This window comes from Bradyrhizobium sp. cf659, assembly GCF_900113725.1.
Classification (GTDB): domain Bacteria; phylum Pseudomonadota; class Alphaproteobacteria; order Rhizobiales; family Xanthobacteraceae; genus Bradyrhizobium.
Genome location: NZ_FOQJ01000003.1, coordinates 737,730 through 753,338, shown reverse-complemented (window position 1 = coordinate 753,338; position 15,609 = coordinate 737,730). Strand labels below are relative to the sequence as shown.

At 66.3% G+C, this 15,609-nt stretch carries 13 protein-coding genes; 7 read left to right on the top strand and 6 right to left on the bottom strand.

Annotated elements, in window-relative coordinates:
- Positions 1–2 precede the first annotated feature (2 nt).
- From BM118_RS17600 to BM118_RS17590, 3 genes are all read left to right on the top strand, one after another.
- Positions 3–689: a thiamine phosphate synthase gene (locus tag BM118_RS17600; protein ID WP_092186763.1), complete on the top strand. Its 687-nt coding sequence runs from the start codon at positions 3–5 to the stop codon at positions 687–689.
- A gap of 8 nt (positions 690–697) precedes the next feature.
- Complete coding sequence (locus BM118_RS17595; protein WP_092186762.1) at positions 698–1,762, top strand: tetratricopeptide repeat protein; 1,065 nt, start codon at positions 698–700, stop codon at positions 1,760–1,762.
- Between the two features lie 99 nt (positions 1,763–1,861).
- Complete coding sequence (locus BM118_RS17590) at positions 1,862–2,647, top strand: inositol monophosphatase family protein (protein ID WP_092186761.1); 786 nt, start codon at positions 1,862–1,864, stop codon at positions 2,645–2,647.
- Positions 2,648–2,785: 138 nt separating this feature from the next.
- Here the strand turns inward: BM118_RS17590 and BM118_RS17585 are convergent, their stop codons facing one another.
- From BM118_RS17585 to BM118_RS17565, 4 genes are all read right to left on the bottom strand, one after another.
- Complete coding sequence (locus tag BM118_RS17585) at positions 2,786–5,938, bottom strand: multidrug efflux RND transporter permease subunit (protein WP_092186760.1); 3,153 nt, start codon at positions 5,936–5,938, stop codon at positions 2,786–2,788.
- Positions 5,939–5,944: 6 nt separating this feature from the next.
- On the bottom strand, positions 5,945–7,138 hold the full coding sequence (locus BM118_RS17580; protein WP_092187044.1) for an efflux RND transporter periplasmic adaptor subunit: 1,194 nt from the start codon (positions 7,136–7,138) through the stop codon (positions 5,945–5,947).
- 420 nt (positions 7,139–7,558) lie between these two features.
- Positions 7,559–7,966 carry a hypothetical protein gene (locus BM118_RS17570; RefSeq protein ID WP_092186759.1) on the bottom strand — a complete coding sequence of 136 codons (408 nt, stop codon included), beginning with the start codon at positions 7,964–7,966 and terminating at the stop codon, positions 7,559–7,561.
- A 364-nt stretch (positions 7,967–8,330) separates the two neighbouring features.
- Entirely contained in the window at positions 8,331–9,359 is a 1,029-nt protein-coding gene (locus BM118_RS17565; RefSeq protein WP_092186758.1) for an SAM-dependent methyltransferase, read from the bottom strand.
- 331 nt (positions 9,360–9,690) lie between these two features.
- Between BM118_RS17565 and BM118_RS17560 the strand changes: the two genes are divergently transcribed.
- The 3 genes from BM118_RS17560 to BM118_RS17550 all read left to right on the top strand — a co-directional run bounded on the left by BM118_RS17560 (position 9,691) and on the right by BM118_RS17550 (position 12,305).
- Positions 9,691–10,707, top strand: coding sequence for a flagellar motor protein MotA (locus BM118_RS17560; protein WP_177234401.1), 1,017 nt, complete (start codon positions 9,691–9,693; stop codon positions 10,705–10,707).
- 4 nt (positions 10,708–10,711) lie between these two features.
- Positions 10,712–11,740 (top strand): peptidoglycan -binding protein, encoded by a 1,029-nt coding sequence (locus BM118_RS17555; protein ID WP_092186756.1) that lies wholly within the window; start codon positions 10,712–10,714, stop codon positions 11,738–11,740.
- 124 nt (positions 11,741–11,864) lie between these two features.
- Positions 11,865–12,305: a GNAT family N-acetyltransferase gene (locus tag BM118_RS17550; protein ID WP_092186755.1), complete on the top strand. Its 441-nt coding sequence runs from the start codon at positions 11,865–11,867 to the stop codon at positions 12,303–12,305.
- 197 nt (positions 12,306–12,502) lie between these two features.
- Here the strand turns inward: BM118_RS17550 and BM118_RS17545 are convergent, their stop codons facing one another.
- Positions 12,503–14,353: an ABC transporter ATP-binding protein/permease gene (locus BM118_RS17545; RefSeq protein WP_177234400.1), complete on the bottom strand. Its 1,851-nt coding sequence runs from the start codon at positions 14,351–14,353 to the stop codon at positions 12,503–12,505.
- A gap of 202 nt (positions 14,354–14,555) precedes the next feature.
- On the opposite strand from BM118_RS17545, the gene rpmE reads away from it, so the two are divergent.
- Positions 14,556–14,783: a 50S ribosomal protein L31 gene (gene rpmE / locus BM118_RS17540; protein WP_025034016.1), complete on the top strand. Its 228-nt coding sequence runs from the start codon at positions 14,556–14,558 to the stop codon at positions 14,781–14,783.
- Positions 14,784–15,027: 244 nt separating this feature from the next.
- Here the strand turns inward: rpmE and rcdA are convergent, their stop codons facing one another.
- Positions 15,028–15,537: a protease adaptor protein RcdA gene (gene rcdA / locus BM118_RS17535; protein ID WP_092186753.1), complete on the bottom strand. Its 510-nt coding sequence runs from the start codon at positions 15,535–15,537 to the stop codon at positions 15,028–15,030.
- Between the last annotated feature and the right edge of the window lie 72 nt (positions 15,538–15,609).

Here is a 15,609-nt window from a genome sequence, read left to right as displayed (position 1 = left end):
TCTTGTCGAACAAATCGCCTCCGCCGCGCCCGGCGCCGCGCCTTTATCTCGCGACGCCTGTTGTCGATGACCCGGCTTCGCTTATTGCCGAACTGCCGGGCCTGCTCGCCTCGGCCGACGTCGCGGCCGTGCTGGTGCGGCTGAAGGAGACCGATCAGCGCACCATGACCTCGCACATCAAGGCACTCGCGCCGCCGGTCCAGAAGGCCGGCGCCGCGCTGCTGATCGACGGTCATGCCGAACTGGTCGCGCGCGGCGGTGCCGACGGCGCGCACCTGCCCGGCATCGCCGCGCTGAAAGAGGCCCTGCCATCGCTCAAGCCCGATCGCATCGCCGGTGTCGGCGGGCTGACGACGCGGCACCATTCCATGGATGCGGGCGAGATGGGCGCGGACTATGTGCTGTTCGGCGAGCCCGATGCAAAGGGCCAGCGGCCGTCGTCCCAGGCGATTGCGGAGCGGCTGGACTGGTGGGCCGAGCTGTTCGAACCGCCCTGCGTCGGCTTTGCGACCTCGCTGGAAGAGGCCTACGACTTCGCCGCCAGCGGCGCCGATTTCGTGCTGGTCGGCGAGTTCATCTGGGCCGATCCGCGCGGGCCGAAGGCCGCGCTGGTCGAGGCCGACGCTGCGATCAAGAAGGCCCATGCGACTGCGCCCGCAAGCCAAAATCCTGCGGGCGAGCACGGCTAGCGCCCGACATGAAGCTCCCGCGCATCACCATCCTGGCCACGCTGCTGCTCACAGCGCCCGCGGCCGCGCAGCTCCAGATCACGCCGCCGGCCGCAACGCCGAGCCCGCCCGCCGAAAAGCAGAAAGCCAAGCCGCCCGCGCCCGCCAAGAAAAAGGAGGCCGCCCCGGCGCCGAAGCCGTCTGCCTCGCCCAAGCCGGCGCTGCCCGCGACCGTGATCCCGGCGCCTCCGACCGACAATTCCAATGTCGACCTGGTGTACGGCGCCTACCAGCGCGGCCAGTACAAGACGGCGTTCGAGCTCGCCACCGCCCGCGCACAAGCAGGCGATCCCAAGGCCATGACCATGCTGGGCGAGCTCTACTCCAACGCCATGGGCATCAGGCGCGATTACGCCAAGGCGCTCGAATGGTACAAGCGAGCGTCCGACGCCGGCGACCGCGAGGCGATGTTTGCGCTCGCCATGCTGCGCATCTCCGGCCGCGGCGGCCCGGTCGACAAGGGCGAGGCGGTGAAGCTGATGGCCTCCGCCGCCAAGCTCGGCGAGCCCAAGGCGGCCTATAACCTCGCTTTGCTCTATCTCGACGGCCAAACCCTGCCGCAGGACGTCAAGCGTTCCGCCGAGCTGCTGCGCCAGGCCGCCGATGCCGGCCTGCCCGAGGCCCAATACGCGCTGGCGACCTTCTACAAGGAAGGCACCGGCGTGCCGAAGGACCCCGAAAGGGCGGTGCGGCTGCTCCAGGCGGCCACGCTGACCGACAATGTCGATGCCGAGGTCGAATATGCCATCGCGCTGTTCAACGGCACCGGCACGCCGAAGAACCAACCGGCGGCTGTCGCGTTGCTGCGCAAGGCGTCCCGCCAGGGCAGCGCGATCGCGCAGAACCGCCTGGCCTGGGTGCTGATCAACGGCATGGGCACGTCCGTGGACAAGGTCGAGGGGTTCAAATGGCACCTGGTGGCCAAGACCGCCGGCAAGGGCGATCCGGAGCTCGACAAGCAATTGTCCGATCTGTCGGCCGAGGACCGGGCCAAGGCGGAGGCCGCCGCCAGGAAATGGCTCGGGACCAAATGACTTGACGCAATGACTTGACGTTAGGCCCCTCACAGGGCACCCAATCCCCCCAAACAGGCGCGATTTCGCGCCATTTCCCCCGATCAAGACCGGAAGCTCATGCTGTATTCCGCAACTATCAACGTCATGGTCAAGGCCGCGCGCCGCGCCGGCCGCAGCCTCAAGCGCGATCTCGGCGAGATCGAGCATCTCCAGGTCTCGCTGAAGGGGCCGGCCAATTTCGTCTCGCTCGCCGACAAGCGCGCCGAGGAGATCCTCTACCAGGACCTCGCCAAGGCCCGGCCCGGCTACGGCTTCATCGGCGAAGAGGGCGGCACCCGCGAGGGCACCGACAAGAGCCACACCTGGATCGTCGATCCCCTCGACGGCACCACCAACTTCCTGCACGGCATCCCGCAATTCGCCATTTCGATCGGCCTCGTACGCGAGGGCACGGTGATCGCCGGCGTGATCTACAACCCCGCCAATGACGAGCTCTACATCGCCGAGCGCGGCAAGGGCGCCTTCCTGAACGACCAGCGCCTGCGCGTGGCCGGCCGCCGCCAGCTCAACGAATGCGTGGTGGCCTGCGGCCTGCCCCATATCGGCCGCGGCGACCACGAGGAATTCCGCCGCGAGATGACCGCGATCCAGGACCGCGTCGCGGGCCTGCGCCGCTTCGGCGCCGCCTCCCTCGACCTCGCCTTCGTCGCCGCCGGCCGCCTCGACGGCTACTGGGAGCGCGATCTCCAGTCCTGGGACATCGCCGCCGGCATGATCATGGTGCGCGAGGCAGGCGGAACGGTGAGCGACATCGCGACGCCGGGCGATCCGCTGGTGACCGGGCACGTCGTGTGCGGGAATGAATTCGTGCACGGGGAATTGGTGAAGATCTTGCGGAAATAAGCGAAGGCCAAGGCCTCGCCTCGCACTCCGCTGTCATCATCCGCGAAAGCGGATGATCCAGTATTCCAGAGACGTTCGCTGGATACGGAGAGGCCGCGGCGTACTGGATGCCCGCCTTCGCGGACATGACAGCGTGCCCTATGGCTTCACCGGCGCCGGCGGCCCGTAGGCCTCGCCTTCGTTCGCCACCTTCTCCCGATCGCCCGCCAGCACGCGCTGCACCGAGACGAAGAACACCGGCACCATCAGCAGCGCCAGGATCACGACCGCGATCATGCCGCCCATCACGATGCTGCCGAGCGCCTGCTGGCTGGCGCCGCCGGCGCCGTGGGCGATGGCCATCGGCAGCACGCCGCAGATGAAGGCAAGGCCGGTCATCAGGATCGGGCGGAAGCGCAGGCGGCAGGCTTCGATGGTGGCGTCCACCAGCGGCTTGCCTTCCTTGCGCAGGTCCTTCGCGAACTCGATGATCAGGATCGCGTCCTTCGCGGCGAGGCCGATGATGGTGATCAGGCCGACGGTGAAATAGACGTCGTTGGGCAGCCCCCGCAGCATCGCCGCGATCACGGCGCCGACGATGCCGAGCGGCACGGTGAGCAGCACCGCGAGCGGAATGGTCCAGCTCTCGTAGAGCGCGGCGAGGCACAGGAACACCACGAATACCGACAGCGCCAGCAGGAACGGCGCCTGCGAGCCCGACAGCTTTTCCTGGAGCGACTGGCCGGTCCATTCATAGCCGAAGCCGCGTGGCAATTTGCCCGCGAGGCGCTCCATCTCGGCGATGGCGTCGCCCGAGGTGAAGCCGGGCTTGGCTTCGCCGGAGATGCGCACCGCCGGATAATAGTTGAAGCCGGCGATCTGCGTCGGGCCGCGCGCCCACTCCACCGTGGTGAAGGAGGAGAACGGCACGAGTTGGCCGCGGCTGTTCTTGACGTTGTAGTTGAGGATGTCCTCGGTGCGCATGCGGTCGCGGGCGTCGGCCTGCACCACGACGCGCTGCATGCGACCGCGGTTCGGGAAGTCGTTGATGTAGTTCGAGCCGAGATTGGTCGAGATCGTGTTGTTGATGTCCTCGAAAGTGACGCCGAAGGCGCCGGCCTTCTCGCGGTCGATCACCAGATTGACCACGCCGGCCTCGGGCAGGCCTTCGACATAGACCTTCTGAAGCACCGCGCTGGCATTGGCCTCCGCGATCAGCTGGTCGGCGGCGCGCATCAGGGCCGGATAGCCCTTCTGGCCGCGATCCTGGAGACGGAACGAGAAGCCCGAGGAGTTGCCGAGATTGTCGATCGGCGGCGGCTGCAGCGCGGAGATCTTCGCGTCGCGGATCGACGACGACAGATCGCGGTTGATGTCGGCGACGATCGCGGCGGCCGAATCCTTCGGCCCGCGCTCCGACCAGTCCTTCAAGGTGATGAAGGCCTGCGCGGTGTTCATGCCCTGGCCGGAGAAGCTGAAGCCGGTGAGGAAGGTGACGTTGTCGACGCCCGGCCGCTGCGCCAGATATTTCTCGACCTTCTCGATCACGGCTTCGGTGCGGGGGTAGGACGAGTCCGACGGCGTCTGCACGTCGGTGGTGACGAAGCCCTGGTCGTCGACGGGCAGGAAGCCGCCGGGCAGATTGACGAAGGCCCAGGACAGGCCGACGAGCAGCGCGACATAGACCAGCATCAGGCGGCCGGTGCGCTTCAGCGAGAAGCCGACGGTGCGCCCGTAGTGAAACCGACAGGCCTCGAGCAGATGATTGAACCGGCTGAACACCACATTGCTGGAATGGCCGTGCCCCTTGGCAACGGGCTTCAACAGCGTGGCGCACAGCGCCGGCGTCAGCGACAGCGCGAGGAAGGCGGAGAAGCCGATCGCGGCCACCATGGTCACCGAGAACTGGCGGTAGATGATGCCGACCGAGCCCGGGAAGAACGCCATCGGCACGAACACCGCCATCAGCACCAGGGTGATGCCGATGATGGCGCCTGATATCTGCGACATCGCCTTGCGCGTCGCTTCCTTCGGCGGCAGCCCCTCCTCGCTCATGATGCGCTCGACGTTCTCGACCACGACGATGGCGTCGTCGACGAGGATGCCGACCGCGAGCACCATGCCGAACATCGAGAGCATGTTGATGGAATAGCCGGCGAGCAGCAGCGTGGTGCAGGCGCCCAGAAGCGCCACCGGCACCACGATGGTCGGAATGATGGTGTAGCGGATGTTCTGGAGGAACAGGAACATCACCACGAACACCAGCACCACGGCTTCGACCAGCGTCGACAGCACCTTCTTGATCGAGGCCTCGACCACGGGCGTGATGTTGTAGGGGATCTCGTAGGAGATGTTGGCCGGGAAGAAGCGCGACAGCTCCTTCATCTTCGCTTCGACCGCGCTCGCGGTCGCCAGCGCATTGCCGGTCGGCGACATCAGTACGGACAGGCCGGCGGTCGGCTTGCCGTCGAGGCGGGTGTTGAACTGGTAGCTGAGGCCGCCGACCTCGATGCGCGCGACGTCGCGCAGGCGCACGGTCGAACCGTCGGCATTGGCGCGCAGGATGATGGCGCCGAATTCGTCGGGCGAGGAGAGCTGGCCCTTGACCAGCACCAGCGCCGAGGTGCGCTGGGTCGACGTCGACGGCTCGGCCCCGATGCTGCCCGAGGCGACCTGCGCATTCTGCGCTGATATCGCCTTGTTGACGTCGTCGGCGGTCAGTCCATAGCCGACGAGCTTGGCTGGATCGACCCAGACGCGCAAGCTGCGCTCGGTCGAATAGAGCGTGGCGCGGCCGACGCCGGGGATGCGGCGGATCTCGCCGAGCACGTTGCGGATCATGAAGTCGCCGAGGCCGACCTCGTCGAGGCTGCCGTCGGTCGAGTTCAGCGTGATGATCTGGAGCACCGCGCTCGAGGCTTCCTCGATCAGAATGCCCTGCTGGATCACCGCGCGCGGCAGACGCGCTTCGACGCGCTTGATGCGGTTCTGCACCTCGACGGACGCCGCGCTGGTATCGGTGCCCGGCACGAAATTCGCGATGATCTCGACCTGGCCGAGCGAGTCGCTGGTCGATTCGAAATTGAGGATACCGGAGGCGCCGTTGAGCTCCTCCTCGATCAGGCGCGTGACGCTGTTGTAGAGGTTTTCCGGCGAGGCGCCGGGATAGCTGGTCGAGATCGAGATCGAGGGCGGCGCGATGATCGGATATTGCGCGATCGGCAGCAACGGCACCGAGATCGCACCGATCAGGCAGATGAACAGCGCGACCACCCAGGCGAAGATCGGCCTGTCGATGAAGAAACTCGCCATGGCACGTTACCGCGTGAGCTTCTGGGCGTGCCGGTTGTCCGCGGTCGCGTCCGCCTCCGACCAGGATTGCGGCTTGACCTTGTCGCCGGCCGCGAACTTCTGGAAACCCTCGACCACGACCTTGTCGCCGGCCTTGAGGCCGTCGGTGACGAACCAGATGCCGTCCTGCACCGAGCCGGTGCGCACCGGCTGCACCGCAACGTGGTTGTCGTCCTTGACGACGAACACCTCGCTGCCGCCGCCGCCGTTACGCTGGATCGCCTGCTGCGGCACCGCGATCGCGTCGGAATCGAGGCCCTGGTCGATGCGGACGCGCACATACATGCCCGGGAGGAGCTCGCGCTTGGGATTGCGGAACTCGCCGCGCAAGGTCACCTGGCCGGTGTGGGCGTCGACCTTGGCATCGGAGAACAACAGCTTGCCGTCGAGCGAATAGAGCGTGTTGTCGTCGAGCACGAGGCGCACCTTGGCGGCATCGGCCGCGATGCGCTCGAGGTCGCCGCTCTCGAAGGCACGGCGGAGCTGGTTGAGCTCGTTCACCGACTGGGTGAAATCGGCATAGATCGGATCGAGCTGCTGGATGGTGGCGAGATTGGTCTCGTTCTGCACCGCGAGCGCACCTTCGCTGACGAGCGCGGCACCGACCACGCCGTCGATCGGCGCGCGCACGGTGGCATAGTCGAGATTGAGCTTGGCGCGCGCGAGGTCGGCCTTGCGGCCTTCGACCTCGGCATGGGCCTGGCGTTCGGCCGCGATCGCCTTCTCGTTCTCGGCTTCCGGCGCTGCGCGATCCTTGGTGAGAGTGGCGACGCGGTGCGCCTGCTGCCTCGCCTGCATCAACGCAGCCTCGGCCTTGGCCAGCGCCGCCTCGTTGGCCATCACCTCGACCTCGAACGGACGCGAATCGATACGATAGAGCGCATCGCCGGCCTTCACTTCGCTGCCCTGGCGGAACAGGCGTTCGACCACGATGCCGGAGACGCGCGGCCGCACATCGGAAACGCGCGTCGGCGCGATGCGGCCGGGCAGTTCGCGCACCACGGCACGCGGCTGCGGTTTGACGATGACGATGCTGACGTCAGGGTCGGCCGGCGGGGCGGCGGACACCGCGGAGCTGGATTCGTCGCAACCCGACAGCAGCGGCGCTAAGGCCGCGAGCATCATTGCAACGCATGCCGATCGCGCACGAAGTCCTGACATGAAGTGGGGTGCCCCGATGTTGTTGAAACCGATCACGCGCCGCGCGGGCCCGTTCTGGGCCATTCCACGCGGCTGACGCCTTCAAAATAGAGTGGCCGTGCTGCGACGCAACGCATGGTATAGGCGGCCCAATGTCACACGACCTATCCTCCTGAGTTCAGGGCGCTTTCTGGCTCTCACCGGATTGTGAGTCGAGTTCCATCGCGGCGTGCTGCGACAGAAGATCGCAAGCAAACGTTACGAGCCGGGGACGTGCGTTCACGAGGGCGCAAACGATATTCAGCTACTGACCGCCAAGCGGAAGTTTTGCGATCAATCATAGCATCACCGCTCGTGACCCGAAGCGGTCCTGCACGCGGATGGCGCGTCGTCGCATGCGCCATCCGCTCCCACAATAGATCTCTTGCGAAGAAACGAGCCTTAAGCCTTCAGGTCGGTGATCCGCATAATCGCGACCACATTCCCGTCGTTGTACGCCTGTTCTTTTGTTTCCTTGTTGCAGGTCCAGACAAAATTCTTCTTGCCCGCAAAGGTCTTTCCCTCCTGCTCAAGCCGAAGCTCCCCTTCGGTGATATGGCAGACCATGGCATTCATCATCGGGGGGCCCATGGTCTTCGACCCCGGCTGCATAATGATATCGCGCATTGAGACGGTCTTAAAACCTGGGATCAGGGATGGTGTTTCGCCTTCATATTCACGCACCACGACACCTGGCCAAGGCGTCGTATCCTTGTAGCTTGCGGCTTGAGCGGCGGCTGGCTTGACCATAGCAGCCGAAACTGCAGCCAACCCGATTCCCAGTGCGGACCTTCGATTGACCTTGCTCATGCTTTCCTCCCGACATTACCCGAACGAGCCGCCGCAAACGCAGCGCGCAAAGTTCGTGGTGAACGGTGGTGCGAAACCGAAAAAAGAACGGTCTCTAAGATTAAGAGGAGTGTGCCTGCCGATAGCACCCGTGCTGCTCGTTTGCCCGGACGGTGATTTCGGCACGTCCCGCTTCAAGGGCAGTGACATTCTACGTCACCTGACGCATCCGGGAAACAGGTGGCGTCGCACGAGGACACTGCGGCCCCTTAGGAATGTCCGGAATTGGCCCAATTCGGACCTCGGGTGAGGTCTGCCATCGCGCCGCTATCGGGGGCACAGCGGACCTCATGCATGAGCTGGGCACGCGGGACTATGAGACCCCCTACCCCGCCACCTTCATCCGGTAGTGGCTGACGCCCCATTCCGTTCCGCCGGCGTAGCCGAACAGGCCCGATGTCGCGAGGAAGAACCAGCGCCAGCGCCGCATCCACAAGGCGGTCTCGTCGCCATGGACCTTGCGCAGGGCCGCCTCGATCGCATCGCGATGTGCATCGAAATTGACGAGCCAGTCATTGGCGGTGCGCTGATAATGCGTGCCGCTCCAGCACCATTCCTTCTCGACCGTGAAGATGTCGTCGAACTGCCTGACGAGGTGATGGCTCGCCATCAGCCCGCCGGTGAAGACGTGCTGCGCCATCCAGTCCTCGCGATTGGCCCGGTCGAACAGATGGGAGCCGGAGCGATGGGTGACGATGTGCATGAACAGGCGCCCCTCGGGGGCGAGCCATGACCGCAGGCGCGTCATCAGCTTGCGCCAGTTCATCACGTGCTCGAACATCTCGACCGAGACGATGCGATCGAACTGGCCCTCGGGCGCGAACACGTTCATGTCGGCGGTGACCACGCGCAGGTTCGAGAGCCCGCGCAGCCGCGCCTCCTCCTCGACATAGGCCCGCTGGCCTTGCGAGTTCGATACCGCCGTCACCTTGGCATGCGGAAACTGCCGCGCCATCCAGAGCGACAGCGAGCCCCAGCCGCAGCCGAGCTCGAGGATGGTCTGCCCGTCGGCGAGACCGGCATGCGCGACGGTCTGGCGCAGCGCCTCCTCCTCCGCCTCCCGCAAGGTGGTCGCGTCGGTCGTGTAGAAGCAGGACGAGTATTTGCGGTTGGGGCCGAGCGCCTGCGCGAAGAAGGACGCGGGCGCCTCGTCATGCCCGGCATTGGCGGCATCGATGTCCTCGGCGATCGGCCGCAGCATCATGCGCCCGGCGAAGGCGGCCTCGTCGTCCTCGCCCAGGGCGGAGATGCGGGTCGCCGTCCGCGAGCACAGGCGCTGGATCGCGGCGCGAATCACGACATCGGGCAGCGGCACGCGTTCGGCAGTCCCGATGATCGCGGAAACGACGCTCATGCGGCCACTCCCCTGGTCATGTCTGGTTCGGGACGCGGAAGAAGGAACGGGCAGGTTCGGGTGCTGCGACCAGTGGGATACAGGCAAACGCCATCAGGACCGCAAGCAAGGGCGCGATGACGTCCAGTCCCCCGAGATCCGTCACCATGCAAAAAATCCGACCTAAACCTGCGGAATGCCGAAGTTTTGCAAAATAAGTCCTTATCAAAGCGCGGCTTCGGCTTTGGGTTCCGGAAGCTCTCCCCGAAATCGGCGCATCCGGCGCTTTTTTTGGGCTGGCGCTGTGCCATAGTGCGCACCGCAATCAAGTTCGTAACGGATGATACCGGCCATGCCGCCTGGCGCCTCGCCCCGCTCCCCCATGGACATCGAATACACCAAGCTATCCTCGCCCAGCGTCTTCCTGGTGCGGATGCTGGTCTTCCTGGTGCTGTGCACGCTGGTGGGGGTGGTGCTCTACAAGCAGATCATCCAGGCTTTCTTCGCCAATCCGGGCCTCAACGCCCTGATCGGGGCGGTGCTGTTCATCGGCATCGTGCTGGCCTTCCGCCAGGTCATCCGGCTCTACCCCGAGGTCTCCTGGGTCAACAATTTCCGCATCGCCGATCCCGGCCTCGCGCCTGCCCGGCACCCAAAGCTGCTGGCACCGATGGCGATGATCCTGGGCGGCGAGCGCACCGGGCGGATGTCGATCACCCAGACCACGATGCGGCACCTGCTCGATTCGATCGCGACCCGCCTGGACGAGGCCCGGGACATCTCCCGCTACATGACCGGCCTGCTCGTCTTCCTCGGCCTGCTCGGCACCTTCTGGGGCCTGATCGAGACGGTCGGCTCGGTCGGCAAGGTGATCGACGGGCTCAAGGTCGGCGGCGATTCCGGCGCCCTGTTCGACACGCTGAAGGAGGGCCTCGCCGCCCCGCTCGGCGGCATGGGCATCTCGTTCTCCAGCTCGCTGTTCGGCCTCGCCGGCTCGCTGATCCTCGGCTTCCTCGACCTGCAATCGAGCCAGGCCCAGAACCGCTTCTACACCGACCTCGAGGACTGGCTCGCGACCACCGTGCGCGAATATGGCCGGGGCGATGTCACTGTGGCCGCCGGCGGTGGGGTTGCCAGCGGCGAGCTTCAGGCCGCCGTCGAGCGGCTGCGCTCCGCGCTCGAGGAGGGCAGCGCCAGCCGCGGCACCACGGCGGCAATGGCGAGCCTTGCCGAGGCCATCCAGGCGCTGGTCTCGCACATGCGCACCGAGCAGCAGATGATCCGCGAATGGGCCGACGGCCAGGGCGAGCAGAACCGCGAGATCCGGCGCCTCCTGGAACGGCTCGCGCGCCAGCCCGAGAAGGGTTAGCGACATGGCTCTAGCGCGCGGCCGCCGCAGCGAAGGCGCCTTCAACTACTGGCCCGGCTTCGTCGACGCGCTGTCGACGCTGGTGCTGTCGATCGTGTTCCTGCTGTCGGTGTTCCTGGTGGTGCAGTTCTTCCTGTCGCAGGAAGTGACCGGCAAGGACAAGGCGCTGGAGCAGCTCAACGCCAAGATCGCGCAGCTCAACGAGCTGCTGTCGCTGGAGAAGCTCGGCAAGCTCACGCTCGACGACCAGGTCTCGCAATTGAAGGCCGGCCTCGCCTCGGCGGAGTCCGAGCGCGACCGCATCAAGGGTCTCTATGACGGCTTAGCCGCCGCCGGCAACGACGCGCAGGGCAAGTCCACCGAGCTCGGCAAGGCGCTGGATTCGGAGAAGGCGGTCTCGGCGCGGGCGCTGGCGCAGATCGAGGTGCTGAACCAGCAGATCAGCGCGCTGCGGCGGCAACTCGCGGCGCTGGAAGAGGCGCTCGATGCCAGCGAGAAGCGCGACAAGGAATCGCAGAACCGGATCGCCGATCTGGGGTCTCGCTTGAATGTCGCCTTGGCGCAGCGCGTGCAGGAATTGTCGCGCTACCGCTCGGAATTCTTCGGCCGCTTGCGCGCCATCCTCGGCAACCGCCCCGACATCCGCGTCGTCGGCGACCGTTTCGTATTCCAGTCCGAAGTGTTCTTCGATACCGGACAGGCGACGCTTCTGCCGGAGGGCCGCGCCGAGCTCGACACCGTGGCGAACGCGCTGATCGAGCTCGACAAGAAGATCCCGGCCGAGATCGCCTGGGTGCTGCGCGTCGACGGCCATACCGACGTGCGCCCGGTGAGCGGTGCGAACTTCAAGTCGAACTGGGACCTGTCCGCAGCGCGCGCGATCTCGGTGGTGCAATATCTGATCTCGCTCGGCGTGCCGGCCCAGCGCCTCGTCGCCGCCGGCTTCGGCGAATTCCAGCCGCTCGACACCGCCAACACGGAGGACGCCTACAAGCGCAACCGCCGCATCGAGCTGAAGCTGACGGAGCGGTAGGGGTGAGGGGCGCGCGATACTCACCCCACCGTCATGGCCGGGCTTGTCCCGGCCATCCACGTCTTTGCTTCCGCGCTTGCCGCCTCTCGTGGATGCCCGGGACAAGCCCGGGCATGACGACCTCATGATCCACCTCCGCCCCTACCGCCCCGAGGACGAGGCCGCCGCCATCGACCTCTGGCATCGCACCTGGCAGCAGGCCTATCCGCAGATCGACTTCGCCGCGCGGCTGGACTGGTGGCGCGAGCGCTGGCGCAAGGATCTGGTGCCGAAGGCCTCGATCGTGGTTGCGGAAGCGGACGGCGCGCTGACCGGCTTCGTCACCATCGACGGCGAGGGCTATCTCGACCAGCTCGTGGTCGATCCGGATCACTGGGGCTCGGATGCGGCAAGGCTGCTGGTGGACGAGGCCAAGCGCCTGTCACCTTCAGGCGTCACGTTGCTCGTCAACAAGGACAACGCCCGCGCCATCCGCTTCTACGAGCGCAACGGCTTTGCCCATGCCGGCGACGATTTGAATCCGACCTCGGGACGGCCGGTGCTGAAGATGATTTGGCGGGCGTAGTCGCTACGGCGCGCCAGTCTCTCTCCAACGTCGTCCCGGCGAAGGCCGGGACCCATACCGCGTGATCTACCGATAGGCGCAGGTGGCCGTACCGCGGGAAGACTCTTCACTACGAGCCTTCGACAAACTTCTTCCTGGGGTTATGGGTCCCGGCCTTCGCCGGGACGACACTGAATTTGGGAAGGCGGCGGGACGCCTCACGCCCCCTCGAACTGCAGCCTCGCCAGCCTCGCATAAAGCCCGTTAACCGCAACCAGCTCCGCATGCGTGCCCTGCTCGACGATCTTGCCCTGGTCCATCACCAGGATGCGGTCGCAGGACAGGACGGTTGCGAGGCGATGCGCGATCACCAGCGTGGTGCGGTGGCGCATCAGCTCTTCGAGCGCGGTCTGCACCAGCGTCTCGCTCTCGGCGTCGAGCGCGGAGGTCGCTTCATCGAGCAGCAGCAGCGGCGCATCGCGCAGGATCGCGCGCGCGATCGCGATGCGCTGGCGCTGGCCGCCGGACAGCGTCACGCCGCGCTCGCCGAGCGGGGTGTCGAAACCTTCGGGCAGGCGGCGGATGAACTCGGCGGCATGCGCGAGCTCGGCGGCGCGCTCGACCTCGGCATCGGTCGCATCGGGCCGGCCGAAGCGGATGTTCTCGCGGGCACTCGCGGCGAACACGTTCGATTCCTGCGGCACCAGCGCGATGCGGGAACGGAAATCACGGGGATCGGCGGACCTGACCGGCACGCCGTCGAGCGAGATCGCGCCGCTGCGCGGATCGTAGAAGCGCAGCAGCAGATGGAAGATCGTGCTCTTGCCGGCGCCGGACGGACCGACGATCGCGACCTTCTCGCCGGGGCGCACCGTGAACGACACGGCGTCCAGCACCTTGACGTCGAGCCGCGCCGGATAGGCGAAGCTGACCTGGTCGAACCCGACCTCGCCGCGCGCCGGCACCGGCAGCGCGCGCGGTGACGCCGGCGCCTTGATGTCGGGCTGCACATGCAGGATCTCGAACAGGCGCTCGGCCGCGCCTGAGGCCGCCGAGACCTCGCCCCAGACCTCGCTGAGCTGGCCGAGGCCCGCGGCCGCGAACGCGGCATAGAGCACGAACTGGCCGAGCCGGCCCGGCGAGATGGCGCCGGTGAGCACGTCGTGCGAGCCGATCCAGAGGATCGCGACCACGCTTGCGAACACGATGAAGATGATGATGGCGGTGAGCACGGCGCGCGCCTGCGTCGAGGTGCGCGCGGCCTCATAGGCCTGCTCGACCTCGCCGCCGAACCGCTTCTCGGCAAACCGCTCGCTGGTATAGGCCTGCACGGTGCGGATCGCGCCGACCAGCTCGCCCGCATAGGCGGAGGCCTCGGCAAGCGTGTCCTGCGCATTGCGCGACAGACGCCGCACCCAGCGCCCGAAGGCGACCAGCGGCAGCACGATCAGGGGAATGGCCAGCAGCACGAAGCCCGACAGCTTCGGGCTGGTGATCACCATCATCGCCGCGGCGCCGAAGAACATCATCAGGTTGCGCAGCGCGATCGACACCGAGGCGCCGACGGCGGATTTGATCTGGGTGGTGTCGGCGGTGAGCCGCGAGATCAGCTCGCCGCTGCGCGCCGAATCGAAGAAGGCGGGCGAGAGCGACAGCAGATGGGCGAAGACGTCGCGCCTGAGGTCGGCAACGATGCGCTCGCCGATCGTCATCACGAGGTAGTAGCGCGCGGCGCTCGCCAGCGCGAGCACGGCGACGACCGCGATCATCACCGAGAAGTAGCTGTTGATCAGTTCGATGCCCTCAGGCGTCAGGCCGAAATCGATCATCCGGCGCACCGCGACCGGCACCAGCAGCGTCGTCAGCGCGGCGACCGTGAGCGCGACGAAGGCCAGCGCGGCCCGGCCGCGATAGCGGCTCACATAGGGCGCGAGCGCGAGCAGCGGCCGCAGCTTGGCGCGGCTCTTGGCGGGCTGCTCGATCAGCTCGGCCTCGATCGACGGGGTCTCGGCGGGCGCGGCTGTGCCCTCATCGCGGTACCGATCGTCAAGCCGTTCCACTGCGCTCATGACATCCGACCCAAGGAGACAAGTTAACTCCACATAGGCCGGTGCGGGGGGAGTGGCAAATCCGGGATGTCCCTTAGGGGACGGCCCGGTTCTCCTTTGCCCACAATGGCTTGTTTTGAAGGGTCCTGTGGGGTATAGAGCCGGCCAAATCCGTCATTCGATAGCCACTCAAGCAAGGCGCCGGTCGCCCCAGGGAATTGCCATGAAAGCCGAAATTCATCCGAATTATCATACGATTAAGGTCGTGATGACCGACGGAACCGAGTACCTGACCCGCTCGACCTGGGGCAAGGAAGGCGACACCCTGAACCTCGACATCGACCCGAAGTCGCACCCGGCCTGGACCGGCGGCAACGCCCAGATCATGGATCGCGGCGGCCGCGTCTCGCGCTTCCAGAAGAAGTTCTCGGGCTTCCTCAAGAAGGATTGATCCGGCCGTTTCGGCCGTGACGAAAAACGCCCCCGGGAGACCGGGGGCGTTTTTGTTTGTGACGACGCAACCCCACTCTCTCCCCGTCATCCTGAGGCGCGAGCCATGCGACGCAAGGCGTCGCGTGGAGAGCCTCGAAGGATGAACGGCCGAGATGCAGCAGCCGGGCCGTCGCCCTTCGAGGGCCGCTGAAGAAGCGGCCACCTCAGGGTGACGGTTGGACATCAAGTGCGCGGATTGAAGCTTACCGCTCGAACGCGGCCTTCAGCGCGTTGAGATGCGGCACCAGCGGGTTGCCAATCGCGATGTGCTCGGCCGGCGGGGTGTGGATGGTGGTGTCGAGGCGGCGCACGCGGGTCTGCAGGCTCATCGAGCGATGGATCAAATCCTGGAGCTGCGAGGGCAGCTTCTCGATGGTGTCGGCGGGGCCCGGATCGGCCGCGCTGAGCTTGACCTTGGTCTTCTCGCGGTTGGCCTGGACCAGCGTCATCTCGCCTTCCTTCACCGCGCGGTGCAGCAGCAGCCAGGAGGCGAGCTGCATCAGGCGGGTGGTCAGGCGCATGCTCTCGGTCGCGTAGGTGAGGCTGACGGCGCGATCGAGTGCCTTGGCCTCGCTACGGCCGGCACCGTCGAGATAGGCGGCGGTCTCTTCGACGAGATCCATGCCCTCGCGGAACAGCGTGCCGAACGCCGCAGAATTGGTGAACCGCTCGCTGAGTTGAACGAGAGCGCCGTCGGCCTGCAAACGTTCCATGGTTAACGCCCCTTACGCAACTGTTTACCTGTCCGGCTTTGCGCCGGCTTATGATGAACAAATCATTGCGCG